23 protein-coding genes are annotated in these 24,881 nt (G+C 69.9%); 10 read left to right on the top strand and 13 right to left on the bottom strand.

The genetic code is table 11. The annotated features are described in order from the left end of the window. Positions 1 to 160: 160 nt before the first annotated feature. Genes ABD858_RS20630 through ABD858_RS20620 form a run of 3 tightly spaced genes read left to right on the top strand, consistent with a single transcriptional unit; the run spans position 161 to position 3,686 of the window. Complete coding sequence (locus ABD858_RS20630; protein ID WP_345039719.1) at positions 161 to 685, top strand: PadR family transcriptional regulator; 525 nt, start codon at positions 161 to 163, stop codon at positions 683 to 685. Further along, on the top strand, positions 682 to 1,368 hold the full coding sequence (locus tag ABD858_RS20625) for an ABC transporter ATP-binding protein (protein WP_345039716.1): 687 nt from the start codon (positions 682 to 684) through the stop codon (positions 1,366 to 1,368). Before ABD858_RS20630 ends, ABD858_RS20625 begins: the two co-directional genes overlap by 4 nt. Continuing rightward, positions 1,365 to 3,686, top strand: a complete 2,322-nt coding sequence (locus tag ABD858_RS20620; RefSeq protein ID WP_345039714.1) for an FtsX-like permease family protein — start codon at positions 1,365 to 1,367, stop codon at positions 3,684 to 3,686. The genes ABD858_RS20625 and ABD858_RS20620 overlap by 4 nt, the downstream gene beginning before the upstream one ends. A 405-nt stretch (positions 3,687 to 4,091) precedes the next feature. Here ABD858_RS20620 and ABD858_RS20615 read toward each other — a convergent pair whose 3' ends face one another. Continuing rightward, positions 4,092 to 5,033 (bottom strand): hydrogen peroxide-inducible genes activator, encoded by a 942-nt coding sequence (locus tag ABD858_RS20615; RefSeq protein ID WP_345044730.1) that lies wholly within the window; start codon positions 5,031 to 5,033, stop codon positions 4,092 to 4,094. A gap of 141 nt (positions 5,034 to 5,174) precedes the next feature. On the opposite strand from ABD858_RS20615, the gene ABD858_RS20610 reads away from it, so the two are divergent. Beyond that, positions 5,175 to 5,729, top strand: coding sequence for a peroxiredoxin (locus ABD858_RS20610; RefSeq protein WP_345039711.1), 555 nt, complete (start codon positions 5,175 to 5,177; stop codon positions 5,727 to 5,729). A 6-nt stretch (positions 5,730 to 5,735) separates the two neighbouring features. Beyond that, positions 5,736 to 6,272 (top strand): alkyl hydroperoxide reductase, encoded by a 537-nt coding sequence (locus ABD858_RS20605; RefSeq protein ID WP_345039709.1) that lies wholly within the window; start codon positions 5,736 to 5,738, stop codon positions 6,270 to 6,272. A gap of 96 nt (positions 6,273 to 6,368) precedes the next feature. On the opposite strand, the gene ABD858_RS20600 is transcribed toward ABD858_RS20605, so the two are convergent. From ABD858_RS20600 to ABD858_RS20580, 5 genes are all read right to left on the bottom strand, one after another. Beyond that, positions 6,369 to 7,094 carry a hypothetical protein gene (locus ABD858_RS20600; protein WP_345039707.1) on the bottom strand — a complete coding sequence of 242 codons (726 nt, stop codon included), beginning with the start codon at positions 7,092 to 7,094 and terminating at the stop codon, positions 6,369 to 6,371. After that, the gene (locus tag ABD858_RS20595) at positions 7,091 to 8,482 is read right to left on the bottom strand and encodes an AI-2E family transporter (RefSeq protein ID WP_345039705.1); all 1,392 of its coding nucleotides are present in this window, start codon (positions 8,480 to 8,482) and stop codon (positions 7,091 to 7,093) included. Before ABD858_RS20595 ends, ABD858_RS20600 begins: the two co-directional genes overlap by 4 nt. Positions 8,483 to 8,613: 131 nt before the next feature. After that, positions 8,614 to 9,324: an aggregation-promoting factor C-terminal-like domain-containing protein gene (locus tag ABD858_RS20590; protein ID WP_345039702.1), complete on the bottom strand. Its 711-nt coding sequence runs from the start codon at positions 9,322 to 9,324 to the stop codon at positions 8,614 to 8,616. A gap of 369 nt (positions 9,325 to 9,693) precedes the next feature. Beyond that, positions 9,694 to 11,031, bottom strand: coding sequence for an RNA 5'-3' helicase PhoH2 (gene phoH2 / locus ABD858_RS20585; RefSeq protein ID WP_345039700.1), 1,338 nt, complete (start codon positions 11,029 to 11,031; stop codon positions 9,694 to 9,696). Positions 11,032 to 11,751: 720 nt separating this feature from the next. Next, complete coding sequence (locus tag ABD858_RS20580; RefSeq protein WP_425586195.1) at positions 11,752 to 13,014, bottom strand: IS701 family transposase; 1,263 nt, start codon at positions 13,012 to 13,014, stop codon at positions 11,752 to 11,754. Positions 13,015 to 13,148: 134 nt separating this feature from the next. Here ABD858_RS20580 and ABD858_RS20575 point away from each other — a divergent pair, with 134 nt between their 5' ends. After that, positions 13,149 to 14,729, top strand: a complete 1,581-nt coding sequence (locus ABD858_RS20575; RefSeq protein WP_345044323.1) for an IS1182 family transposase — start codon at positions 13,149 to 13,151, stop codon at positions 14,727 to 14,729. Between the two features lie 59 nt (positions 14,730 to 14,788). Here the strand turns inward: ABD858_RS20575 and ABD858_RS20570 are convergent, their stop codons facing one another. Then, positions 14,789 to 15,550, bottom strand: a complete 762-nt coding sequence (locus ABD858_RS20570; RefSeq protein ID WP_345039698.1) for an isoprenyl transferase — start codon at positions 15,548 to 15,550, stop codon at positions 14,789 to 14,791. Between the two features lie 172 nt (positions 15,551 to 15,722). Between ABD858_RS20570 and mgrA the strand changes: the two genes are divergently transcribed. After that, positions 15,723 to 16,766 (top strand): L-glyceraldehyde 3-phosphate reductase, encoded by a 1,044-nt coding sequence (gene mgrA / locus ABD858_RS20565; RefSeq protein ID WP_345039695.1) that lies wholly within the window; start codon positions 15,723 to 15,725, stop codon positions 16,764 to 16,766. A 140-nt stretch (positions 16,767 to 16,906) separates the two neighbouring features. On the opposite strand, the gene ABD858_RS20560 is transcribed toward mgrA, so the two are convergent. Beyond that, positions 16,907 to 17,752 (bottom strand): prepilin peptidase, encoded by an 846-nt coding sequence (locus ABD858_RS20560; RefSeq protein WP_345039693.1) that lies wholly within the window; start codon positions 17,750 to 17,752, stop codon positions 16,907 to 16,909. A 328-nt stretch (positions 17,753 to 18,080) separates the two neighbouring features. Here ABD858_RS20560 and ABD858_RS20555 point away from each other — a divergent pair, with 328 nt between their 5' ends. Further along, a complete protein-coding gene (locus ABD858_RS20555; RefSeq protein ID WP_345039691.1) occupies positions 18,081 to 18,470 on the top strand; it encodes a VOC family protein in 390 nt (129 codons plus the stop codon). A gap of 619 nt (positions 18,471 to 19,089) precedes the next feature. Here the strand turns inward: ABD858_RS20555 and ABD858_RS20550 are convergent. Then, the gene (locus ABD858_RS20550; protein ID WP_345039688.1) at positions 19,090 to 19,590 is read right to left on the bottom strand and encodes a hypothetical protein; all 501 of its coding nucleotides are present in this window, start codon (positions 19,588 to 19,590) and stop codon (positions 19,090 to 19,092) included. Between the two features lie 664 nt (positions 19,591 to 20,254). Between ABD858_RS20550 and ABD858_RS20545 the strand changes: the two genes are divergently transcribed. Further along, positions 20,255 to 20,587, top strand: coding sequence for an HNH endonuclease signature motif containing protein (locus ABD858_RS20545; protein ID WP_345039686.1), 333 nt, complete (start codon positions 20,255 to 20,257; stop codon positions 20,585 to 20,587). A 282-nt stretch (positions 20,588 to 20,869) separates the two neighbouring features. Here ABD858_RS20545 and ABD858_RS20540 read toward each other — a convergent pair whose 3' ends face one another. The 4 genes from ABD858_RS20540 to ABD858_RS20525 all read right to left on the bottom strand — a co-directional run bounded on the left by ABD858_RS20540 (position 20,870) and on the right by ABD858_RS20525 (position 23,758). Next, a complete protein-coding gene (locus tag ABD858_RS20540) occupies positions 20,870 to 21,688 on the bottom strand; it encodes a DUF2785 domain-containing protein (protein ID WP_345039684.1) in 819 nt (272 codons plus the stop codon). Positions 21,689 to 21,902: 214 nt separating this feature from the next. Next, a complete protein-coding gene (locus ABD858_RS20535) occupies positions 21,903 to 22,112 on the bottom strand; it encodes a hypothetical protein (RefSeq protein ID WP_425586232.1) in 210 nt (69 codons plus the stop codon). A gap of 40 nt (positions 22,113 to 22,152) precedes the next feature. Next, complete coding sequence (locus ABD858_RS20530) at positions 22,153 to 22,977, bottom strand: PI-PLC domain-containing protein (RefSeq protein WP_345039682.1); 825 nt, start codon at positions 22,975 to 22,977, stop codon at positions 22,153 to 22,155. A gap of 184 nt (positions 22,978 to 23,161) precedes the next feature. Beyond that, positions 23,162 to 23,758, bottom strand: a complete 597-nt coding sequence (locus tag ABD858_RS20525; RefSeq protein ID WP_345039679.1) for an ATP-binding protein — start codon at positions 23,756 to 23,758, stop codon at positions 23,162 to 23,164. Between the two features lie 265 nt (positions 23,759 to 24,023). On the opposite strand from ABD858_RS20525, the gene ABD858_RS20520 reads away from it, so the two are divergent. Next, positions 24,024 to 24,875, top strand: a complete 852-nt coding sequence (locus tag ABD858_RS20520; RefSeq protein WP_345039677.1) for a helix-turn-helix domain-containing protein — start codon at positions 24,024 to 24,026, stop codon at positions 24,873 to 24,875. Positions 24,876 to 24,881 lie beyond the last annotated feature (6 nt).

Here is a 24,881-nt window from a genome sequence, read left to right as displayed (position 1 = left end):
GACAATGAGCACCTCGCTCCCTGGAACCGACTCACAGAACGGCTCCAGGGTTGTGAGGGATCAGGATCCCGCCCCATTACGCCCGTAATTGCGGCGATTCCAAGGCGCTATGCGCGCGGCGTATACATGCAGCGTATACATGGCGTGTATAGTCGTGATCATGTCCATCGCCCACACCCTGCTGGGCCTTCTGGAGTCGGGGCCGCGTCATGGCTACGACCTCAAGCGGGCCTTTGACGAGAAGTTCGGCCACGACCGGCCACTGGCCTACGGGCAGGTCTACGCGACCATGTCCCGGCTGCTGAAGAACGGCCTGGTCGAGGTCGAGGCAATCGAGGCCGGCGACGGCCCCGAGCGCAAGCGGTACGCGGTCACCGAGGCCGGCGTCACCGATGTGGCGAGCTGGCTCGCCACGGCCGAGAAGCCCGAGCCGTATCTCCAGTCGACCCTCTACACCAAGGTCGTCCTCGCCCTGCTCACCGGCCGCAGCGCCGCGCAGCTGCTGGACACCCAGCGTGCCGAGCATCTGCGGCTGATGCGCGAGCTGACCCGGCGCAAGCAGTCCGGCGACCTCGCCGACCAGCTCATCTGCGACCACGCCCTGTTCCATCTGGAGGCCGATGTGCGCTGGCTGGAACTCACCGCGGCCCGCCTCGACCAACTCGCCCAGGAGGTGACCAAGTGACCAGTGCCCTGCTCTCCGCGACCGGCCTGCACAAGGCCTACGGCCCCACCCCGGCCCTCGACGGAGCCGACTTCTCCATCCACCCCGGCGAGGTCGTCGCCGTCATGGGGCCCTCCGGCTCCGGCAAGTCCACCCTGCTGCACTGCCTCGCCGGCATCGTCACCCCCGACGCCGGGACCATCACCTACGACGGCCGCACGCTGACCGCGATGTCCGACGCCGAGCGCAGCGCGCTGCGCCGCGGCGACTTCGGCTTCGTCTTCCAGTTCGGACAGCTCGTACCCGAGCTGAGCTGCGTCGAGAACGTCGCCCTGCCGCTGCGGCTGAACGGCACCCGGCGCAAGGAGGCCGAGCGCAGGGCGCTGGAGTGGATGGCGCGTCTGGAGGTCGACGGCATCGGCCGCAAACGCCCCGGCGAGGTGTCCGGCGGTCAGGGCCAGCGGGTCGCCGTCGCCCGCGCGCTGGCCACCTCCCCGCGGGTGATCTTCGCCGACGAGCCGACCGGCGCCCTCGACTCCCTCAACGGCGAACGCGTCATGCAACTGTTCACCGACGCCGCCCGCGACACCCGCGCCGCCGTCGTCCTCGTCACCCACGAGGCCAGGGTCGCCGCCTACTCCGACCGCGAGATCGTCGTACGCGACGGAAAGTCCCGCGACCTGACCGTGGAGCACGCCGCATGACCCGTGACCTCCTCATGGGCGCGCGATTCGCCCTCGCCGGCGGCCGGGAGGGCTGGATACGCACCCTGCTCACCGCCGTCGGCGTCGGCCTCGGCGTCGCGCTGCTGCTGTTCACCACCTCGATCCCGAACGCCCTGGCCGCGATCGACGCCCGCGAGAACGCCCGTAACGACTCCGGGGCGGGCATCCAGTCGGGCCCGGCCGCCGACACCATGCTGGTGGGCTACATCGACGACAGTTACGGCACCCACCCGCACATCCGCGGCCGGCTGCTGCGCCCCGAGGGCGACCGGCCCCCGGTCCCGCCGGGTCTGGCCCGGATCCCGGCGCCCGGCGAGATGGTGGTCTCCCCCGCGCTGAAGGACCTGCTCGCCTCACCCGAGGGCAGACTCCTCAAGGAGCGGCTGCCCTACCGGATGACCGGCACCATCGGCGACGCCGGGCTCGTCGGCCCGCACGAACTCGCCTACTACGCGGGCAGTTCCACCCTCCGGCAGGACGACTACGGCGTGCAACGCATCAGGGAGTTCACCGCCATGCCGCCCGGGGAGGCATGGGACCCGTTCCTCATCCTGCTGGTACTGATCACCTTTGTGGTGCTGCTGATGCCGGTCGCGGTCTTCATCGCCGCCGCGGTGCGCTTCGGCGGCGACCGGCGCGACCGGAGGCTCGCCGCGCTGCGACTGGTCGGCGCGGACGGCCGGATGACCCGTCGGATCGCGGCGGGCGAGGCGCTCGCCGGTGCGCTGCTGGGGCTGCTCCTCGGCGCCGGCTTCTTCCTGGTCGGCCGACAGTGGGTGGGCGAGGTCACCATCGCCGGTTTCGGTCTCTTCCCGGCCGATATGAGCCCGGCCCCGGCGCTCGTCGCGCTGGTCGCCGTCGCGGTGCCGACCGCCGCGGTGGGGGTGACACTGCTCGCGCTGCGCGGGGTGGTCATCGAGCCGCTCGGCGTCGTACGGACCGTCACACCGCGCAGACGCCGGATCTGGTGGCGGCTGCTGCTGCCACTCATGGGCCTCGCCCTGCTGTACCCCATGACCGGCATGGGCCGCGGCGGCGGCCGGTTCAACGAGTGGCAGGTCATCGGCGGTACGGTCCTGCTGCTGATCGGGGTCACCGCGCTGCTGCCGTGGGTCGTCGAGGCCGTCGTCGCCCGGCTGCACAGCGGACCGGTGAGCTGGCAACTGGCCGTACGCAGACTCCAGTTGAACTCCGGCACCGCGGCACGTCTGGTCAACGGGATCGCCGTGGCGGTGGCCGGGGCGATCGCACTCCAGATGCTCTTCACCAGCATCGACGACGACTACGTCGAGCACACCGGCGCGGATCCCGCCCGGGCGCAGCTGGTGGTGTTCGCGGACGGGTTTCCGGCGGACCGCGTGCTGAAGCTCGCCGCGGACATCCGCACCACCGAGGGCGTACGGTCCACCACGGCGCTCGCGCGCCAGTCCCTGGGCGAACGGGCGAACGAGCCCCAGAACGTGATGACGCTGACCATCGGCGACTGCACGGCGCTGCGCGAGGTGGGCCGCATCGGTGCCGACTGCCGTGACGGCGATGTCTACGTCCTCGACGGGGGCGAGGACAGCGCACACGTCGCGCAGCACGGGCAGCCGGGCAGCCGGGTCTTCATCGACGCGTACCTCCCCGACGGCAGCAAGAAGGCCACTCAGATCGCCTGGACCGTGCCGGCGAACGCCAAGCGGGCCGCGTCCCGCCCCGACCCCACCGGCTACGACTCCGGCGGGATCCTCGCCACCCCTGGTGCTCTGCCCCGGATTCCAGGCGTGGCCGGGATCTACTGGGTTTCCGTCGCTCTGGACCCGGGTGTGCGTGACGCCGCGGACCGGGTACGCAACACCGTCGCCGCGGCAGACCCGATGCTGTCCGTCTCGACGGTCGAGGCGACGAAGGTGTCGAACCGCTTCGCGAACGTCCGCAAGGGCCTGTACATCGGTGCCGCCGGGGTGCTGCTGCTCATCGGCGCGAGCATGCTCGTCTCCATGCTGGAGCAGTTGCGCGATCGCCGGAAACTCCTGTCCTCGCTGGTCGCGTTCGGCACCCGGCGTACGACACTGAGCTGCTCGGTTCTCTGGCAGACCGCGGTCCCGGTGATCCTCGGCCTGACGCTGGCGTCCGTGGTGGGCCTGGCCCTCGGTACGGTCCTGCAGCGCATGACGTACCACCCGGTCGCCGTCGACTGGGCCTCGGTCGCATCGCTGACGGGACTCGGCGCCGGCGTGGTCCTCCTGGTGACGGCCCTCAGCCTGCCCCCGCTGTGGCGCATGATGCGCCCGGACGGCCTGCGCACGGAGTGAGGCGAGGCGGCGTTCCCCCTGGGGCCCCCGGACTTCGTCCGGGGGCCCCAGCGCTTCCCCCAGCCCCCGGCGGAGGGGCTGCCCGCAACCTCAGCTCACCAAGCCCGTCCAGCGCTTGAGAACGCACACTCCCCCAGCCCCCGGCGGAACGACTCCCCACAACCTCAGCTCACCAAGCCCGTCCAGCGCTTGAGAACGCACACTCCCCCAGCCCCCGGCGGAACGACTCCCCACAACCTCAGCGCACCAAGCCCGTCCAGCGCTTGAGAACGCACACTCCCCAGCTGTCGCCGGGGGTGCCCCAGGGGCCTCAGGCCCGCTGTGCGGAGATCAGCAAGCTTCCGGCCCGTCCGGCGATCGAGGACACGTCCGGGGGCCTGAGTCTTGCCTCCGGGCCCCTGCCCGTCAGGGGGCGCACACCCGCACCGGGAGTGGCTTCATCACGCCGCGCAGGGCCTCCGCGATCTCCAGGAACTCCGCCTGCCGCGCCGCGCCCGTGCGCATCGCCAGGGCGATCCGGCGCGACGGGGCCGGAGCGGTGAAGCAGCCCGTGACCAGGCGGTCGTTGCGGCCCGTTTCCACCTGCACCGCCGTGCGCGGCAGCAGCGTCACCCCGAGTCCGCCCGCGACCAGCTGCACCAGTGTGGACAGGCCCGCCGCGGTGGTGGTCACCGGCGCGCCCTCCGTGCGGCCGGCCTCGCGGCAGATGTCGAGCGCCTGGTCGCGCAGACAGTGCCCCTCGTCGAGCAGCAGCAGATGCAGCTCGCGCAGGGCCTCGCGCGGTACGTCCTCGCGCCCGCCCAGCCAGTGGTCCTCCGGCATGACCAGCACGAAGTCCTCGTCGAAGAGCGGAAGTTCGGTCACTCCGGGCACTCCGAGCGGCACGGCGAGCAGCAGCAGATCCAGCCGCCCCGCGGCCAGCCCGTCCAGCAGGGAGGCGGTCTGCTCCTCGTGCACCTGGAGGTCGAGCTCGGGGTACCGCTCGTGTACGAGCCGGAGCACCGTCGGCAGCAGATACGGCGCCACGGTCGGGATCACCCCGAGCCTGAGCACCCCGGTGAAGGGGGCCCGTACCGCCTCGGCCTCCTCCATCAGCTCGCCGACCGCGTCCAGGACGACCTTCGCGCGGACCGCCAGCCGCTCCCCCGCGGGCGACAGCAGCACCTTGCGCGTCGTACGCTCCAGCAGCTGCACACCGAGAACGTCCTCGAGCGCGGACACCGCGCCGGACAGCGCGGGCTGGCTCATGCCTATCGCCGCGGCCGCGTCCCTGAAGTGCAGATGCTCCGCGACTGCCGCGAAGGCCCTCAGCTGCGCCAGACTGGGCTGTTTTCCCCTGTTCATCATGGCCACTGATAAGCACCTCCGATCACGATGACCGAGTCTAGCTATTTCCCTGATCAATGGACTCTGTGCCAACATCAGTCATCGGTCCAACCCTCAGGAAACCCCCAAAAGGGAGTTTTCCGCACTTTGCTAGGAGAGCGCGTGCTCACTGTCGGTGACAAGTTCCCCTCGTACGACCTGACCGCCTGCGTTTCGCTGGAGGCCGGCAAGGAGTTCGAGCAGATCAACCACAAGTCCTACGAGGGCAAGTGGCGCGTCGTGTTCTTCTGGCCGAAGGACTTCACCTTCGTCTGCCCGACCGAGATCGCCGCGTTCGGCAAGCTGAACGACGAGTTCGCCGACCGTGACGCGCAGATCCTGGGCGTTTCCGGCGACTCCGAGTTCGTCCACCACGCCTGGCGCAAGGACCACGCCGACCTGCGTGACCTGCCCTTCCCGATGCTGGCCGACGCCAAGCACGAGCTGATGCAGGCCTGCGGCGTCCAGGGCGAGGACGGCTTCGCCCAGCGTGCGGTCTTCATCGTCGACCCGAACGACGAGATCCAGTTCGTCATGGTGACCGCCGGCTCCGTCGGCCGTAACCCCAAGGAGGTCCTGCGGGTCCTCGACGCCCTGCAGACCGACGAGCTGTGCCCCTGCAACTGGAACAAGGGCGAGGAGACCCTGGACGCGGGCAAGCTCCTCGCCGGGGAGTGACCCGACATGGCTCTCGATGAGCTGAAGTCCGCCCTGCCGGACTACGCCAAGGACCTCAAGCTGAACCTCGGTTCGGTGATCGGCAACAGCGAGCTGCCCCAGCAGCAGCTGTGGGGCACCGTCCTCGCCTGCGCGATCGCCTCGCGCTCGGCGAAGGTACTGCGCGAACTGGAGCCGGAGGCCAAGGCCAACCTCTCCCCCGAGGCGTACACCGCCGCCAAGGCGGCCGCCGCCGTCATGGCGATGAACAACGTCTTCTACCGGACCCGGCACCTGCTGTCGGACCCGGAGTACGGGACGCTGCGCGCCGGCCTGCGGATGAATGTCATCGGCAACCCGGGCGTGGAGAAGGTCGACTTCGAGCTGTGGTCGCTGGCCGTGTCCGCGATCAACGGCTGCGGGCAGTGCATCGACTCGCACGAGCAGGTGCTGCGCAAGGCCGGCCTGGAGCGTGAGGTCATCCAGGAGGCATTCAAGATCGCCGCGGTGATCCAGGCGGTCGGTACGACGCTGGACGCCGAGGCCGTCCTCGCCGGCGCCTGAGGCACGGACAGTCCGGCGGAGCAGTCGCGTACAGGAGTGGAGGGCCCGGAAGCCGGTACGGCTTCCGGGCCCTTCCTCATTTCCGCACGAGCGCGCCTATGCCTGCCTGAGCTCGGCCATCAGCTCGCGCATGTCCTCGATCATGGCGGACTGGATCGGCGTGTAGTCGATCTCGGGCTCGGGCGGAGGCGAGTCCGACTCCCCGCGGTATGTCTGGTTCACCAAAGCCGTCATGGTGAACACCGCGCCCCCGTCCAGCACTCTCAGCCGGCGCTCGTTGAGTGCGTCGCCGGTGATCATGAGGGCCCTCTCACCGAGGCCCGGCACCTGCTCCTTCCGGATGTTCCCGAAGCCCCACCCCTCAAAGGCCAGGTCTGCCTCGAACTCCGGTCCGGGATCGGTCTTCTTGTGCAGCTCGACCGTGGCGTGGACGGTGGACCACCTCTCGTATACCTGTTTTTCCCGCGGCGGTTCCTGGTCCCTGGTTTCCAGAGTGCAGCGCGCCTGGTCCACCGCACTGTGCTCGCGCTCCCCGCGCTGCCAGTACCCCCTCAGGTTGCCCATCGTCCGGCTCAGCGCCCGCACCTTCAGGTCGTCACAGAGATTCAGCGGCGTCCGGTACGCGATCACCGGCCGCGGTTCCCCGGTCGCGCCGGACGCGTGGAGGCCTCCCGCCCACACCGCCGACGCGACCGCCGCCCCGCCCAGCGCCCACAGCCAGGGTCGCCGTGGTCCCCGCTCGCGCGGCACAGGCAACCGCTCCTGCTCGCGGTCGGGCCGGAGGGGGCCGTCCTCGCCCTCCAGCTCCGGCTCGGAGATCACTCGGCTCCCTCCCGCGGCAAAGCCGTCGCGCCGCGTGGCCGCGGCTGCATGCGCAGGGCGCCCTCCTGGCTGTGGGCGCGCAGATAGCCGACGACCGTGTTCGTCACCGCCACCAGCGGCACCGCCACCACCGCCCCGCCGATGCCCGCGATCAGGCCGCCCGAGGCGACCGCGATCACGACGCCGAGCGGATGCACCCGGACCGCGCGGCCCAGGATGAACGGCTGGAGCACATGGCCCTCGATCTGCTGCACGGCCAGCACCACGACCAGCACCATCAGCGCCGTGAACACGCCCTGTGTGACCAGCGCGACCACCACCGCGAGAGCCCCCGAGAAGACCGCACCGACCAGCGGGATGAACGCGAAGAGGAAGATGAACACGGCGAGCGGCACGGCCAGCGGAACGTCGAGGAAGTACAGCCCGAGGCCGATGAAGATCGCGTCGATCAGCGCGACCATCACCGTGCCGCGCACATACGCGGTCAACGTCGCCCAGGCCCGCGGACCGGCACCCGCCACTCCCGGCCGGGCCTGCACCGGCACCAGCTTGAGTGTCCACTCCCAGATGCGCCTGCCGTCGTAGAGCAGGAAGAGGGTGGAGAACATCGCCAGCAGTATCCCGGTGATCACCTCCACCATCACCGTGACGCCCTGCAGACCGGCGGAGGTGATCTCCTCGGTGTTGGTGCCGATGGTGTCGCTGAGGTTCTTCGCGATCTGGTTGATCTGCTGCTCGGTGACATGGAACGGACTGTCCAACGCCCAGTGCTTGAGCTCCTCGATACCGTCCCTGACCCGCGCGGAGAGGGTGTCGAGGTTCTCCATGACCTGCCAGACCACGAACCAGCCGACCAGGCCCATGATGACGAAGCCGGAGATCGCGGTGATCGCGGTGGCGAGCCCGCGGGGCACGCCGAGCCTCTTCAGCCGGGCCACGGTCGGCTGGAGCAGCGCGGTGATCAGCAGCCCGGCGACGAAAGCGAGCGCGACAAGGCGCACGGAGCTGATGACCCGCATCAGCACCCAGAGCGTCCCGGCCAGCACCAGCAGCCGCCACCCCGCCTCCGCAGCCACGCGCACTCCCCATGGCACCGCGGCGGCGGGGTCGGGCCGCGCCATGACAGCGGGGGCGTACGAAGGCGGCGCCGGAACGCGGTCGGGGCCGGCCTTCGGCAGGGGGGCACCCGCGGCACCTCCCTCGGGCTCGGACCCGGCCGCGGATACCGGCGCCGGTGACGGTGACGGTGACGGCTCACCGGCCGGCTCACCGAGCGGACCGCCGGCCTCCGCCTCCGCCTCGGCGCGGGCCCGGCGTTCTTCCAGCTCCTTGCCCAGCCGTGTCAGCCGTGCGCCCAGCCGGCCGAGCCATCCTGGCAGTCCCGACATGCTTGTCCCTCTTCCCCCCACTGCTCCCCCGCGGAAGTCGCCCGGACCGACCGTACACGCCCGGAACGCACGAAACCCCTCACCGACAAAGGGCGGTGAGGGGTTTCGGAAGCTTGTACGACGGCCGGGGCCTAGTACCAGTGGTTGGCCTGCCAGAACGACCAGGCGCCGCAGGGGCTGCCGTAGCGGCCGTTCATGTAGTCAAGGCCCCACTTGATCTGAGTGGCCGGGTTGGTCTGCCAGTCGGCGCCGGCGGACGACATCTTGGAGCCGGGCAGCGCCTGGACGAGACCGTAGGCACCGGAGGACGGGTTCACCGCCCGGTAGTTCCAGGTGGACTCGTGGTTCACGATGTTGCTGAAGCACTGGAACTGATCGCCGGGGATCATCTGCCGTGCCATCGCCTGGACCTCGCCGACCGTGTAGGAGCCCTTCGCGGCGAAGCTGGAGGCGGAGCGCACGGCGGAACGGCTGGCGGCCAGCTCCTTCTCGCGCTTCTCGGCGAGCTTCGCCTCTTCGGCCTCCTTGGCCTCCTTGGCGGCTACCTTCTTCGCCTTGGCGTCCTCGGCGGCCTGGATACGGGCCGCTTCCTCGGCGGACTTCTTCGCGGCCGCGTCGGCGGCGGACGCCTGCGCGTCGGCCTGCTGCGTCAGGGACGCGGTCTGCACCTCGGCCTGCTGGCCGACGGGTATGTCTGCGAGGAGCGTCATGTCCGCCGCGGTCGCCTCGAAGTTGTCGTTCGAAGGCTGAGGGCTGCCCGTGGCAACGCCCGCGATGGCACCGACGGTGGTGACCGCGGTGGCCGAGGCCACTGCGAATCCCCGGACCGAGATCCGGCTCACAAGGAATCCTTCCAGCGTCGCCCGCACAGGTGACCCTCGCGGACGCAATCGTGCCCCTGGCGCTCGCCTCCCAACTACGGGGTCACGGGAAGCACTGACCCGGTGGGCAACTCCCTTCCGGGAGCGCCGCGTGGTGCTCGGGCGGCATACGGCGGCTCTATTGAGTTACGTGGATACAGCTATGCCGTATGCGGGGCCTGACGAAAACCAGACTCTGCCGGAACCGGATACCGCAAGGCAATTCCATGTCACGTGGGATAGGTCACACCCCATTCGCACCAGGAGTTTTGACAAACCCCGCGCGCGACACAGTACCGCCCGGCTAGGCTCGTTCGCCTTGCCGGGCGGCACCAACTACCCCTGATCCACCTAAAGGTGGCCGTCCTCCAGCATTTCGGTCACCAGCGCGGCGATCTGCGAACGCTCGGAGCGGTTGAGCGTGACATGCGCGAAGAGCGGATGTCCCTTCAGCTTCTCGACCACGGCGGCCACTCCGTCGTACCGACCGACGCGCAGATTGTCCCGCTGTGCCACGTCATGGGTGAGTACGACCCGGGAATTCGCCCCGATCCGCGACAGAACGGTCAGCAGGACATTCCGTTCCAGCGACTGAGCCTCGTCGACGATGACGAACGCGTCATGCAGCGAACGGCCCCGGATGTGCGTGAGCGGCAGCACCTCCAGCATGCCGCGCGCGGTGACCTCCTCTATGACCTCGCGCGACGTGACCGCGGAAAGGGTGTCGAAGACCGCCTGCGCCCACGGGCTCATCTTCTCGGCCTCGGTACCGGGCAGATAGCCGAGCTCCTGCCCGCCCACCGCGTACAGCGGACGGAAGACCATGACCTTCTGGTGCTGTCTGCGCTCCAGCACCGCCTCCAGCCCCGCGCACAACGCCAGCGCGGACTTTCCGGTGCCGGCCCGGCCGCCCATCGACACGATGCCCACGTCCGGGTCGAGCAGCAGGTCCAGCGCGATCCGCTGCTCCGCGCTGCGGCCCCGGATGCCGAACGCCTCGCGGTCGCCGCGTACGAGCCGGACATTGCCCTCGGCCGTGACCCGGCCCAGCGCCTTTCCCCGCTCGGACTGCAGCACGAGGCCCGTATGCACGGGCAGCTCGCTCGCCTCCGGGACGTACAGGCTCTCCTGCTCGTACAGGAGGTCCACCTGCTCGGCCGAGAGCGACAGTTCGGACATTCCGGTCCAGCCGGAGTCGGTGATGGCCAGCTCCGCGCGGTACTCCTCGGCAAGGAGGCCGACCGACGAGGCCTTGATCCTGAGCGGCAGGTCCTTCGACACGACCGTGACGTCGTACCCCTCGGCCTGGAGATTGCGGGCCACCGCCAGGATCCGCGAGTCGTTGTCCCCCAGCCGGCCGTGCTGGTTCAGGAACGTGGCAGGCAGAACACCGGGGTCGGAGTGGTTCAGCTCGACGCGCAGTGTTCCGCCGAACTCCCCCATCGGGATCGGCACGTCGAGGCGCCCGTGCCTGACCCGGAAGTCGTCGAGCAGGCGCAGCGCCTGCCGGGCGAAGTAACCGAGCTCCGGATGGTGCCTCTTGGCCTCCAGCTCCGTCACCACGACCACCGGGAGCACCACCTCGTGCTCTTCGAACCGGGTCAGGGCATTCGGGTCGGCCAGCAGGACACTGGTGTCGAGGACATAGGTGCGCCGGTCGGAAATGCGGCGCTTCGAACTGGTCACCACGGAAGGACGAACCCCCTCGGATGAGGTCGGGGTGCGACGGCGTCGCGGGGGAGTGCCGGGCTCAGGCCCCGATGCGCGGGCCGAGCGCCGGCCCGCTGTGTTGTCCGTACCGCAACCGATGCGCGTATCCGCCGCATGGCCGTACGGTCGTCCTGGTGCAAGGGGCCTCCCGGGCGGGCGGCCTGGTTGGCCGCTCACTGAGATACGGCGTCCGCGGACCGGACGTCGACCTGCAGTGGGTATTCCCTCGAACAACCGCGGCCATGCGCGGACGTGGCATATGACGTCGCCTCAACTCCCCCTGATCCGGGGCCCGGATCCGGTCCGGCGGGCCGCACGCCGCCGCAGGGTGAGCCAGTGCTGCGACCGGAAAGGTCTGCCGGGAAGCTCGCAGCTCCCCCAGCTACCTCCCCCAGGGCGCCCCCAGAGGTGCCCCAAGGTGCGGTGCATCGCAAGGCGGAGGATCGCAGCTCGTACCCGGCCGTACTCGCGCGATTCGACAACGCAGCAAGGTGCCGCGCCTAGGGGCACCCCCAGCGGTAGCTGGGGGAGGTAGCTGGGGGAGTCGCGAGCCGGTGAACCTTCCGGTCGCAGCACTAGTAGGGCTTTGTTAGGTTCTGTGGTGGGGTTTGGGTGTGGGGGCGGGTTGGCCGCATATCGAGCAGGCGCCGGTCCAGGTGGCCAGGAGTTTCTGTAACGCGCGGAGTACCGCGTAGAGGGTCAGGCCGGCGCAGGGGCTTTTGGGTTGATTCGCAGCAGGGTGCAGAAGGCCTGGGCGAGGGAGACGAGGGTCACGTGTCGGTGCCAGCCGAGGTAGCTGCGGCCTTCGAAGTGGTCCAGTCCGAGGCCGTCTTTGAGTTCGCGGTAGTCGTGCTCGACGCGCCAGCGGATCTTCGCGATGCGGACCAGTTCGCGCAGTGGGGTGTCGGCGGGCAGGGTGGACAGCCAGTAGTCGGTGGGCTCGGCGGAGTCGGGCGGCCATTCGGCCAGCAGCCAGCACTCGGGCAGTGAGCCGTCGGTGGCGCGGCGGATGGTGCGGTTGGCCGGGCGGACCCGCAGGGCCAGGAACTGTGAGCGCATGGCGGCACGGGGGTTGTTCTTGGTCGTCTTGGTGCCGTGGCGCCAGGTGACGGTCCGCGCGGCGCCGCGTCCGGTGGCCAGGGCCAGCGCCCGCAGGGTGGTGTGCGGCTGGGGGTAGGCCGGCCCGGGCGGGCGGCCGGTGCCGCTGTAGGGCGGGCGCTCGGGGAACGCATCACCGGGGTAGCAGGTGGTGCTGCCCTTGACCGCCACCGCGTAGGCCAGGCCGCGCTCGGTCAGCCCCTCACGGAAACCGGTGGCATCCCCATAACCGGCATCGGCGACCACCGGCAGACCGGGCAGCTCCCACTCTTCGCGGGCCTCGTCGAGCATGTCCAGGGCCAGGCGCCACCTCTCCCGGTGCCGGACCTGGTCGGGGATGCCCGCTCTCGTGCGCCGGCGTCTGATCGCCTCCGCCAGCAGCGCATCCCCGCTGTTCTTGGCGTCGTCCCAGCTCTCGGGAAGGAACAGCCGCCAGTCGACCGCCGCCGAGGCGCGGTCGGAGACCAGGTTGACGCTGACGCCGATCTGGCAGTTGCCCCGTTTGCCCAAAGCGCCGCAGTACATCCGGGCCACCCCCGGGGAGTCGTACCCGTCCTTGGGAAAGCCCACATCGTCGATCGCGTACGCCTCCGGGGCGATGTGCGCTGCGGCCCATCGGGCCACCCGACGGCGGACCTCGGCGTAGTCCCAGGTCGAGGACGACACGAACTGCTGGAGCTGCTGGTGGTCCACACCCAGGCGCTCGGCCATCGGCTGCATCGACTTGCGCTTGCCGTCCAGCATCAGCCCGCGCATGTACAGCTCGCCCTTGGCCCGCTGATCCCGCCGCTTGAGCGAACCGAGCATCTCCGCCGCAAACGCCTCCAGACGCGGGCGGACCACATCCATCTCCTCAGGTGTCACACCTGACAGAACATCACACCGTAGCCCAAGAGGACCAACGAGCCCACCTAACAAAGCCCTACTAGAAGACTCATGAAGATCTTGGGTTCTGGCCCCGCCGCGTGAGCGGCGGGGCCAGACTCTTTCTCGTGGTGATGGGGGAATGGGCCGGGGAGACGGTCGGGCCGGATGTGTGGGAGACCTGCCGGGAGTTGATCCCGGCAGGCAGTGTGTTCGCGTTCCTGGCCGAGCATCGCGGCGCGCTGTTCCCGGCGGAGACGTTCGAGGACATGTACCCGTCGGCGAACGGGCGGCCGAGCATGCCGCCGCAGATCCTGGCCGCGGCGATCACGCTGCAGGCCCTTAACGGGCTGTCGGACTTCGAGACGGTCCAGGAGTTGCGGTGTGACCTGAGGTGGAAGGCCGCGTGCGGGCTGGGCCTGCACGACATGGCGTTCGATCCGTCGCTGCTGGCCTACTTCCGGCGCCGGCTGGCCCGCTCGGTGCGGCCGAACCGTGTCTTCGAGACGGTGCGCGAGGTGGTGAAGGCCACCGGTGTCCTCAAGGGCAAGCACCGGCGGGCGCTGGACTCCACGGTGCTGGACGATGCGGTCGCCACCCAGGACACCGTCACCCAGATCATCGCCGCCGTCCGCGCGGTAATTCGCGAGGTCCCCGGGGCCGCTGAGGTGGCAGCCGTGCAGTGCACCGCGCATGACTACAGCGACCCGGGCAAACCAAGGATCGCCTGGAATGACGAGCAGGCCCGCGCCACGCTTGTTGATGCCCTGGTCAGTGACGCGCTCAGGCTGCTCGGGCATCTGCCCGAGCAGGAGCTGGGCGAGAAGGCCGCGAATGCCGTCGGCATCCTGGCCCTGGTCGCCGGGCAAGACGTCGAACCCGCCGAGGACTCCGACGGCCGCGACGGGCGCTGGCGCATCACCCGTGGCACCGCGCAGGACCGGATGGTCTCCACCGTCGACCCCGAGGCCCGGCACATCCACAAAACCCGCACCCACCAGCAAGACGGCTTCAAGGCCCACCTGGCCATCGAGCCCGAGACCGGGTTATACACCGCCGTCGCCCTGCGGCCCGGCAGTGGCCCAGAGCACCACGAGGCCACCGTCGGCCTGGACCTTCTCGCCGAGGAGGACGGGCCGGTGGACGCCTTCGGCGACACCGCCTACTCCACCGGCGATGCCCGCCAGGCCCTCGAAGACGCAGGGCACCGGCTGTTCCTCAAGCCCGCCCCGCTACGGGCGGCCGTCCCCGGCGGCTTCACCCTGGACGACTTCGCCATCGACACCGCCGCCGCCACGGTGACCTGCCCCGCTGGACACACGGTCCCCCTGTCAGACCCCGGCGGACAGCACCACCAGCGCAAGGCGGCCTTCGGGAAACTGTGCGCCGGATGTCCCCTGCGCGAGCGGTGCACCAAGGCCAAGGCCGGCCGCATCCTGACCATCCGCCCACACCACGACCTGCTCGCAGCCGCCCGCCGCCAGGCCGCTACCGACCCCGACTGGCAAGCCGACTACCGCCGCTGGAGACCACCGGTCGAACGCGCCGTCGCCTGGCTCGTCCACCACGGCAACCGCAAACTCCGCTACCGCGGAACCATCGCCAACGACACCTGGCTCCACACCCGAGCCGCCGCCCTCAACCTCCGCCGACTGATCAACCTCGGACTCACCCGCACCGGCGACACCTGGCACCTCGCCCCGGCCACCGGATGACCAGAAGGGCCGCCCGGCCTCCGGCCGGACAGCCCCTCAACAAGATCTTCATGAGTCTTCTAGGCGCCGTAACGCCGGTGCCGCGCCGCGTAGTCGCGCAGCGCGCGCAGGAAGTCGACCTTGCGGAAGGCCGGCCAGAAGACTTCGCAGAAGTAGTACTCGGAGTGCGCGCTCTGCCAGAGCATGAAGCCCGACAGGCGCTGCTCGCCGCTGGTGCGGATGACCAGATCGGGGTCCGGCTGGCCGCGGGTGTAGAGGTGCTCCGCGATGAGGTCCGTGGAGACGACCTCCGCGAGCTCCTCGAAGCTCGTGCCCTTCTCCGCGTGCTCGAGCAGCAGCGAGCGCACCGCGTCCGCGATCTCCTGGCGGCCGCCGTAGCCGACGGCGACGTTGACCAGTATTCCGTCCACGTCGTGGGTGGACTGCTCGGCCTCCTTCAGGACGGCCTGGGTGCGGGCGGGCAGCAGATCGAGGGTGCCCACGTGATGGACCCGCCAGCGGCCGTCCGACGCCAGACCCCGGACCGCGTCCTCGATGATGCCGAGGAGCGGGACGAGCTCCCCCTCGGGCCGGTCCAGGTTGTCCGTGGAGAGCATCCACAGCGTCACGACCTCGACGTCCGACTCGGCGCACCAGCCGAGGAACTCGGAGATCTTGTCGGCACCGGCCCTGTGCCCCTGGGCGGTCGTGCCGCCGGACGCCTTCGCCCAGCGACGGTTGCCGTCCAGGATGACACCGATGTGCTTGGGGACCTGGGAATGGTCGAGGCGGCCTTCCACCCGGCGTGCGTAGAGCCTGTACACCAGGTCGCGCAGGTTCACGGACTTCCACCCTCTCGATGCTGTACCGGAGACATGCGCCACGATGTTCCGGCTCTCCAGCCATGCGTACTGCCATGGCAGCCCCCGCGCCCGTCACATTACTGCGCACGGGCAGTAGAGACCCAACCCGGCCTGTCACAGGTCTGTGATAACTCCGTGATAGGCATGAAGTATGACTTTTCCCGCATCCCCCCTTCACTATCACGCCGCCGACGGCCGCTACGACACCATGGAGTACCGCCGCTCCGGACGCAGCGGACTCAAGCTGCCCGCCGTCTCGCTCGGCCTCTGGCACAACTTCGGCGACGACCGCAGCCTCGACTCACAGCGCGCGATCCTCCGCCGCGCCTTCGACCTGGGCGTCACACACTTCGACCTGGCGAACAACTACGGCCCGCCGCCCGGCTCCGCCGAGCTCAACTTCGGCAAGATCTTCGCCCAGGACTTCGCGCCGTACCGGGACGAGCTGATCATCTCGACCAAGGCCGGCTACCTGATGCACCCCGGCCCGTACGGCGAGTGGGGTTCGCGCAAGTACCTGCTGTCCTCGCTCGACGCGTCCCTGAAGCGAATGGGCCTCGACTACGTCGACATCTTCTACTCGCACCGCTTCGACCCGGAGACTCCGCTCGAGGAGACCATGGGCGCGCTGGCCTCCGCCGTCCAGCAGGGCAAGGCACTGTACGTCGGCGTCTCCTCCTACAACAGCGAGCAGACCGCGAAGGCGGCCCGGCTGCTGAAGGAGATGGGCGTCCCGGCCCTGATCCACCAGCCCTCGTACTCCATGATCAACCGCTGGACGGAGGAGGACGGGCTGCTCGACACGCTGGAGGCGGCCGGCATGGGCTGCATCTCCTTCGTACCGCTCGCCCAGGGCCTGCTCACCGGCAAGTACCTCAACGGCATCCCTGAGGGCTCCCGGGCCACCCAGAGCAAGTCCCTCGACCCCGGCCTGCTCTCCGACGAGGTCGTACGACGGCTGAACGGCCTGAACGACATCGCCGCGCGCCGTGGCCAGACGCTCGCCCAGATGGCGCTCACATGGGTGCTGCGCGACCCCCGGATGACCTCCGCCCTCATCGGCGCGTCCAGTGTGCGGCAGCTGGAGGAGAACGTCGCGGCCCTCGCCGGCGCGCCGCTCACCGAGGACGAGCTGAAGGAGATCGACGTCCACGCCGTGGACACCGAGGGCACCAACATCTGGGCCCAGCGCTGACCGTCTCTGCGCACGTCGCGGCGGAAAAAGAAAACGGGCCGGTCCGTGGGGGGGATACGGACCGGCCCGAGGGGGGGCTTCCACCATAACCCTTCGTGAGGGGTGCTCGCTGCCACCCCACTGTTTCCGGCGCGCCGCGACTACGCTCCGAGACCACCCAGCAGCATTCCGGTGAACGCCCCGGCGACCATGAACGGCCCGAACGGCATCGCCGTCCTACGGCCCGCCCGGCCGCGCAGTACGAGGACGAAGCCGTATCCGGCCCCGTAGACGAACCCCGCCAGGGCGCCCGGCATCAGCACCCCCCAGCCGTACCACCCAAGAGCGACCCCCAGCCCGATCGCCAGCTTGACGTCCCCGAAGCCCATGCCGTTCGGGTTGACCAGGAACAGCACGAGATAACCGCCGCCCAGCGCCAGCCCGCCCAGCAGCGCGAGCGGCCAGGACCCCCGCGCCCCGGGCAGCAGCGCGACACCCCCCAGCAGGACGGCTGCGGCCGCGGCGAGCGGCAGCGTGAGGACGTCCGGGAGCCGCTGCACGGCCCGGTCGACGAGCGCGAGCAGCACGAAGAAAGGGGCGAGGAGCAGCCACACCCCCAGCTCGGGCGCGAACCCGACGGCCCCTGCGAGAGCGGCACAGACGGCGGCGGTGAGACCCGCGACGGCGGGTGTGGCTCCTGGGGCTCCGCCCCAGAACCCCGTTCCCAGTCGCCGGACAGGCTGAATTCGCGGCCCGTCCGGCAAGGGAGGACCCGCCCGAAGGGCGTCCGGGAGTCCGGAAGCCTGCCCCCGGAAAACCCCACCGCAGGCGCCGCACCGGGCCGGGCCCAGCCATCCGCCGGCCGGACCGGTGAGCGGGTGGCCGGAAGGGCAGCTGTCACGCCAGGGAGCGTCCGGCTCCACCGCCAGCCGGTACACGGCGCGCGGGACGAGCAGCCCGACGGCGGCGCCGTAACCGGCGGCGAGGACGATCAACGCGAACAGCACGCACCGAGCCTAGGCGGCGGCACCGACAACGAGCATGGGTCCGCGGCAACTGCACGATGTCCTGGCCGCGCGCCACACACCGAACTCCCCCTCGGTTCATGTCTCCTGCCTGCACCGTCCACCCTATGCGGAAGGCGGACAGCCCCCTCGCGGAACGTACTGGCCATCTCCTGTGCCACAGGCCCGAGTTGACGATCATCGGGGTGGCTTTGTCGCAGATGAGCCTGGAAGGACAGCGAGGTACGATCGAGGTAAGGCATCGCGCGTGCGTCACCGCCCGGGTGAGGCGTGGAGGTGCCTGTGAGATGCCTTTTGGAGGCATTGCACAGTGTCGATACAGCTGAACCACACCATCGTTTTCGCCCGTGACAAGCGGGCTTCCGCCGAGTTCCTGGCGGGTCTTCTGGGGCTGGAAGTCGGGGAGGAATGGGGCCCGTTCCTCCCCGTGACGACGAGCAACGGCGTCACCCTGGACTTCGCGAGCCTCCCCGAGTCGGATCCCATCGCCCCGCAGCACTACGCGTTCCTCGTGTCGGAGGACGAATTCGACGCGACCTTCGGGCGGATCAAGGAGGCCGGCATCACGTACTACGCCGACCCCCACCGGAAGCACCCGGGGCAGATCAACCACAACGACGGCGGCCGCGGGCTGTACTGGATGGACCCGGTCGGTCACGGCATGGAGATCATCACCCGCCCGTACGGCAGCGGCTCGTAGCGGAGCAGTGGACAGCAGGCTGTGCCGGTGCAGTGCGCACCGGCACAGCTTTTTTTTGGGGCCATCGGACACCGGTTTTCCGTGTCCCCAGGGCCCCCAGGGCCCCCAGGACACCGGCCGGCCCGTCAGCCGCCGGGCAACTCGCCGGCCGACCTCTGGCACCATCTGTGACCACCACGCGCGAGCGTCATGCGGTGTACGGCTCACGCCGGGGTGGGTACAGGGCTCACGCCAGAATGCAGGGCTCACGCCGGGTGCAGGGCTCACGCCGGGTGCAGGGCTCACGCCGGGGTGTAGGGCCCGCGCCAGGGTGGAGGGCCCACGCCAGGATGCAGGACTCACACCAGGGTGCAGGACCCAGGCCGGGGTGTAGGGCCGTGCGGTGACGTGGTGGTGCGTCAGCTCGATGAAAGCCCGGGGGCGGCGGACCGGTAGGCGCCCTCACGGGTCAGGAGGGCGACGGTGCGGGTCGGCAGGGGCGGGTCGACCGGGATCGGGGTGAGGTCGGGGTGGCCGTGCCAGTCGGCGTCCCGCGAGAAGGACCGATACTGACGGTCGTCCGGACCACCGCCACCACCCGTGGCCGGGAGTGCTGCCTCAGCTTGTCTGAAGCCCGTGATCACTGCGGCAGGTCGGCCTCGGCCGCCCGGCGGAAGACGTCCCCGCACGTGGGAGATGGTGTCGGCGAGCGTTCGGCGAGGACGTTCAGCACATAGCACAGTTCCCTGCTCAGCAGCAAGAGCCGGTGGCTGTACTGCCCGCCTTTGTAGGTGTACAGGCGGAAGACGTCAACGGCCTGTCCGTCACGGTCGTCGGCGTAGGTGTCCGGGAGTCCGGCGAGCAGTTCATAGTCGCGCTTGCCGGTAGCCGCGTCGGCCACGACCTTGAGGGGCAGGGCGTCGAGTTCTGCGGCGGACAAGGAAGCGTCGAGAGCGACGGCGTGGGCAGCCAGGGCCGCGAAGATCTCGATCATTCGCTCGCCTGCCGCCGTGTCGATGCCCCGGGCCCTCAGTGTCTCGTGGCGACGAGCCTGCCGCCATGGCTCCTGGTCCACCAGCGGCAGCAGGACACGGCCCAAGAGCGCGCAGCGACGCCACAGCATGTCGTGGTCCGAGGGCACGGTCGATCCTCTCTACGCCGAGTGGAAGGCCTGGGGCCGAGGACCAATCCGATGACCACCAGGCCCTCCAACTTCCCACTACGCGCAGGGCACGTACAGAACGGGGTTGACCACTGGCCGTAGACCGCTGACCGCTGCCGTCCGGCCCTGCCGGTGGGGGCGTGGTCGGGGTGGGCCGGGTCTGTGCAGTGGGCGTGGGGGCCGCCCTGGCGTGAGTGTGGCGGGTCCGGGCCGGCCGTCAAGGGCGCTCCCTTCGGTCGCGTCGCCTTCGGCGATTCCGCTTCGCTCCACCCTTGACTGCCTTCTCTCCCCCGCGAGTTGAACGTGACGGGGCGGCCCCGGAAGCCGGGCCCCGGGAGGGGGGTGCGGGTGGCGGTTCGTCGTGGCCGGGTGGCGGGGTGCGTGGGTGGCTGGGCTGGCGCGTCCGGCTTGGGGTGCGGCCGCAGGCTCGGCGGCTTGCGTGCCGGCGGGTGAGCGCGTTCGCGGTTCGGGGTGCTGGGTGAATTTCGGCGGCCCGGGGGCCGGGCGGCTTCGGTGGCCTGCGGGCCGGTGGTGGCGGCTCCGTTTCCGAACGTTCACTCGAACGAGGGATGACCTCTGACCTGAGATCGCGTTCGCCGAGGGCAGCATCTGGCGGCGGCTGATCACCGACCCGGCAACGGGAATGCTGGTCAAAACGGATCCGACGACTTACAGGCCGACCGCGGAGACCGCGCGGCATGTCATCGCCCGGGACGGGCACTGCACGTTCCCGCACTGCAACCAGCCCGCCCACCGCTGCGATCTCGACCACCGCGAATCCTTCAACCACCAGAACCCCGAAGCGGGCGGGCAGACCACCCCCGACAACCTGCACCCCCTGTGTCATCGACACCACCAGCTCAAGACGCACCACCCCGACTGGAGCGTCACCCGCGACCCCGACACCGGAGTGACCCGGTGGACCTCCCCCACCGGCCACCACTACGACTCCCCACCCCACACCTACCGCGAATAACCCACCCCCACCCGGCAGCCCCCTCCCGACCGGAGCAGGAGCCCACCAGCACGCCCACAAGACCGTCCGCACCACACCAGGGGCGCTGGACCACCGCCACAGCCCGGCGTCAACACCCCATGGGACCGCTCCACCCGCCACCCACCACCCGCCACCCACCAAGCCGAGCCGAGCCCGCACCCTGGGCAATCACGGCCCGGAGAACAACGTTCGCGAGTACAACCTTTTGGGCCGGCTGACGGTCGTGAGCTCCCGCCGCCTTGCTCGTCCCTCAGGCAGGTATCAGGCCAGCCAGCGGTAAGGCAGCCGCAGGATCTCGGCGACACGTGCGGCGACGACCGGCGCGTGCGGCGGAACGCCCCCTTCGGCGAGGCCGCGGGTCAGGTGGAGATGGAGGGACTGAAGGGTGGCGAAGGTGTTGAAGGCCCACGGTGGGACGGGACCGGGGCCTCCACCGTCGAGGGCGGTCGCCACGACGCCCAACCAGTCGGTGGCCTGCTCGGCCGTCAGGCCGGGAGCGAGCAGGATGGAGCTGAGCGCCCGGGCGAGGCGCGCGTCCTCCAACTGCTCGTAGCGGTAGTCGGCGTACGTGGCCGTCATCCGATGGGCGCACAGTTCCAGCAGGTCGGTACGTCGGGCAGGCAGCGCCGGCGCGAACGCCGCAGCCGCGTCGGCGCCGTGGGCGACGGCGTGCAGCCAACCGAGGGCGTCGTCCCAGCCTCGGGTGTCGCGCTCGGACGGGTACCAGGAAGCGAAACCGGCGTACCAGCGCTCCGCGGCCGCCTCCGGCACGGTGCCGGGGGCAGCGTGTCCCCGCCTCAGAACGCACTGGAGAACGAGCGGCGCGAAGGTCCGGGCCTGAATCTCGGGATGGGTGAAACGGTCCGCGGCGGTGTCCCCGAGGTCTTCCAGGACCTCGTCGAGGTGCCCTTCGCGTATCCAGCGCGCGGCGGCGGTGTAGGCATGCTCGTCTCGGACCTCGGGGTCAGGCGACACAAGCATGGCCGACAGTTCGTCGCTGAGCCGGGAAACCGGTACGGCCTCGGGGAAGGGAAAACCCTCGGCGGCGATCGAGGCCCAGTGGACAAGATCCGTATACATCGCGTCAGACTTCCACTCGCCCCGGACACCGGCAAGAAGACCGGCAAGAAGGCGCCGGACACGGACTCGCGCGGCACTCCCTCCGGGGAATTGCCGGGCCTCTGGCACTCACGCAGAGTCGGATGAACTGGCCCGCCGCTACACGGCAATCCGGAACGAGCCCGACGCGGAGCCGCGTCGCAAGGATGCCCACAGCCTGTGGACCGAGGGTGGTTCACCATCGGGTTCGGCCCGAACTGTTCGAGGAGTCGTACGGGGCGAGGATCTGGGGCCGGTCCGTGGCGTCGGTGTGCTCTGCCTCGTCGTGCACGGCGGCGATGGCCGCCTGCGGCTGGTACGGGCCGGCCTGCCCACGGGTCAGGGTGCGGCTGATCGTCGCGTGTCCCGGCACCGTGGTCCGGCCTTCCGCCGGTCTTGCCGGCACGCGGGGGCAGTGCGCACTGCCCCCGCGCGCGTCGCGAGGGTCAGGCGCACTTCCCGTTCAGCCAGGCCGTGAGGTCTTTCGTCCATGAGGTGGCCATCCGTGTCGAGGTCGCGCTGGAGCCGAGTTGCGTCAGCGCCGCCTGCCACGACTCGTAGTTGCCGGAAGCCGCCGGAGGCGGCTCCTCCCAGCCGATCCCGTCGACCCAGGCGGGATAGCCCGTGAGTACGGCGGCGAGACCCGCGTTCCTGATGCGTTTGTCGAGTTCGGGCTTCAGCGCGGCGTCACGCGTGTAGATCATGATCTTCTGCGAAGACATTCGCTCCGAGATGGGCGCGAGGACCTCGTTCCACGCCGTCTCGCGGATGGCCGAGTCACTGTTGAGCAGCGACTGCTTGGCCTCGCCCTTGAGTTCCACCAGAGGAATCAGGTTCTTGGCTTTGGCGCTGTCGAGCCACTCGCGGAAGGTGTAGACCGTTTCCCCGTTGTACGGGCCGCGGGTGATCGTGCGGCCCTTGAGCCGGTCGGCGCCGGTCGCCCACCACAGCTCCGTGATGGGCGCTCGGGTGCCGGTCAGCCCGTTGGTCGTGGTGTTGTGCCACATCACGCCCTTGGTGCCGTTCTTGGTGAGCTGGAGGTCGGCCTCCACACCGTCCGCTCCCCAACTCTTCTGCTGGGCAAGGCCCGTCGGGTGGTTCGGCTGACGGACCTGATCGCGGTCCCAGGGGTTGGCCCCGGTGGGGTAGCCGCCGTGCCCGAAGACTGTCGGACAGACGGGCAGCGGGGCTGCCCCTGCGGGGTTCGCCTGCGCGGTGCCCAACAGCAGCACCACCGAAGCGGCAACCGTTCCCCATGCCCTCGGCTTCATCGTGTCTCACCCCGTATTTCTCCCGGCGTGCACAAGCACGCCTTGGCTGCATCCCCCGGCCGCGGCTGTCGTCCGGAGCGGCACCCCTCGACCGCGAACCGCGGAGCGACGCGGGGCAGGAGATGCAGCCGCAGCATATGAGAAGGGTGGATAACGCCTTTGTGACAGTTGCTTGTTGGGCTGGTCATGAGGCGGGGAAGCTGGAGCCGGCTTGTTCCGGACGGGCCGCGGAAGATCGCGAGGCCGCTGCCCCCGCCGTCCAAGGTGCGACGCAGGGCTGTGCGTCTGCGCGACCGTACGCGGCGGCGCCCGAGGAAGGCAGCACGGCCCACATCCGCGTTCCGCCGGCGGGCTCGCGGGCGTCGCCGAAGCCCCATTCACCGCCGCATTCCCGTACGACGCGAGCGAGGAGGCGGAGGGCCGAGCGCCGGCGGGCGTCGCAGGCCGCGGCGAGGCGGGGGTGGGTGTGGCGGGGGTGACCGTCGTAGAGGATCACGCGCAGGGCGCCGTCGCGGTAACGGAGGGAGAGGTAGACGTCGGAGGCCGGGGCGGTGAAACGGCAGGCGGCGGTGACGAGTTCGCTGACGGCAAGGAGGGCCGGGTCGAGAAGTCCGGTCAAGCCGTGGGCGTTGAGGACGGCCCGGGTCGCGGTACGGGCGATCGCGGGGGTGATCAGGGCCGAGGGGAGCGTGAGGCTGTAGGCGAGGGTGTCGGGGGTGGGGATGGAAGTGGGCGTGGGAGCGGTCAGCGGCAGGCTGTCGGGGCACATGGACACACTCATGCGGAACTCCGTGCGGTTGCGCTGGTGGGGGTGTTGGGCTCGGCGAACGGTGGCCTGTCTCCCTGACGCGGGCCCACCCCTCCCAGGGGAGGAGGCTGCGGGTAGGCTCGCGCGATGCACTTCAGCTTCACCGTGCGTGAGTGTTGCGTTACTGACTGTAGGACACTGAGGAGTACGTGTACTACGCCTTTACCGAATCCATCTCGGTGGACCGAGCAGCCGCCCCCGGGCAGACTGTGCGCAGCACGGCTCGAAGGGAGGGCGCATGCCGCCGAGGAGCACACCCACCGCGCGCCAGAAGCGCCTCGGCACGGAACTGCGCAAGATGCGCGTGGCGGCAGGCATGAGCACCGAGTACGCCGCAGCCCTGCTGAACGTGCCCCGCACCAACATCCCCAACATGGAATCCGGCCGGTCCGGCATCAGCGCGGCGCGGGTGCGCACACTGGCCGGTAACTATGGTTGCCCGGACGAGGAGTTCATCGACGCGCTTGCAGCAATGGCAGGCGATCACGACAAGGGCTGGTGGGAGTCCTACCGGGGCCAACTGCCGCCAGGTCTCCTCGACATCGCCGAGATGGAATGGCACGCGAAACGTCTGCGCATCGCCGTCACCATCCACCTGCCGGGTCTCATGCAGACCGAGGAGCACGCCCGCGCAGTCTTCGACCATGTCATTCCCCGTCCGGCCGGGCCGGACCTCGAAGCCCGCCTGGCCCATCGCATGGACCGCAAGCAGGTGCTGGACAGGACACATCCGCCCGCCGTCAACGTGATAATCCACGAGGCCGCGTTGCGAATCGAGTTCGGCGGGCCCCGGACGACTCGGGCCCAACTGTCCCATCTCTTGGGGCTCATGGAGCGGGACAACATCACCGTGCGTGTCATCCCGTTCAAGGCGGGCGGATTCCACGGAGCAGGCCAGTCGGTTGTCTACGCCGCAGCGCCAGTACCTCAGCTGGACACTGTGGAGCTCGACGCCACCCACGGACCCGAGTTTCTCGACACGGACATCCAGCTGGCCAAGTACCGAGCCCAGCTCGACGCGCTGGAGTCCCGGACACTGTCACCCAAGGAATCACGCGACTTCATCCACGACGTCGCCCGCCAGATCTAGGAGAAG

The sequence above is a fragment of the Streptomyces sannanensis genome (assembly GCF_039536205.1).
GTDB classification, from domain to species: Bacteria; Actinomycetota; Actinomycetes; order Streptomycetales; family Streptomycetaceae; genus Streptomyces; species Streptomyces sannanensis.
Note: the sequence above shows the minus strand (reverse complement) of the source record. Positions and strands in the feature narration are given on the sequence as shown.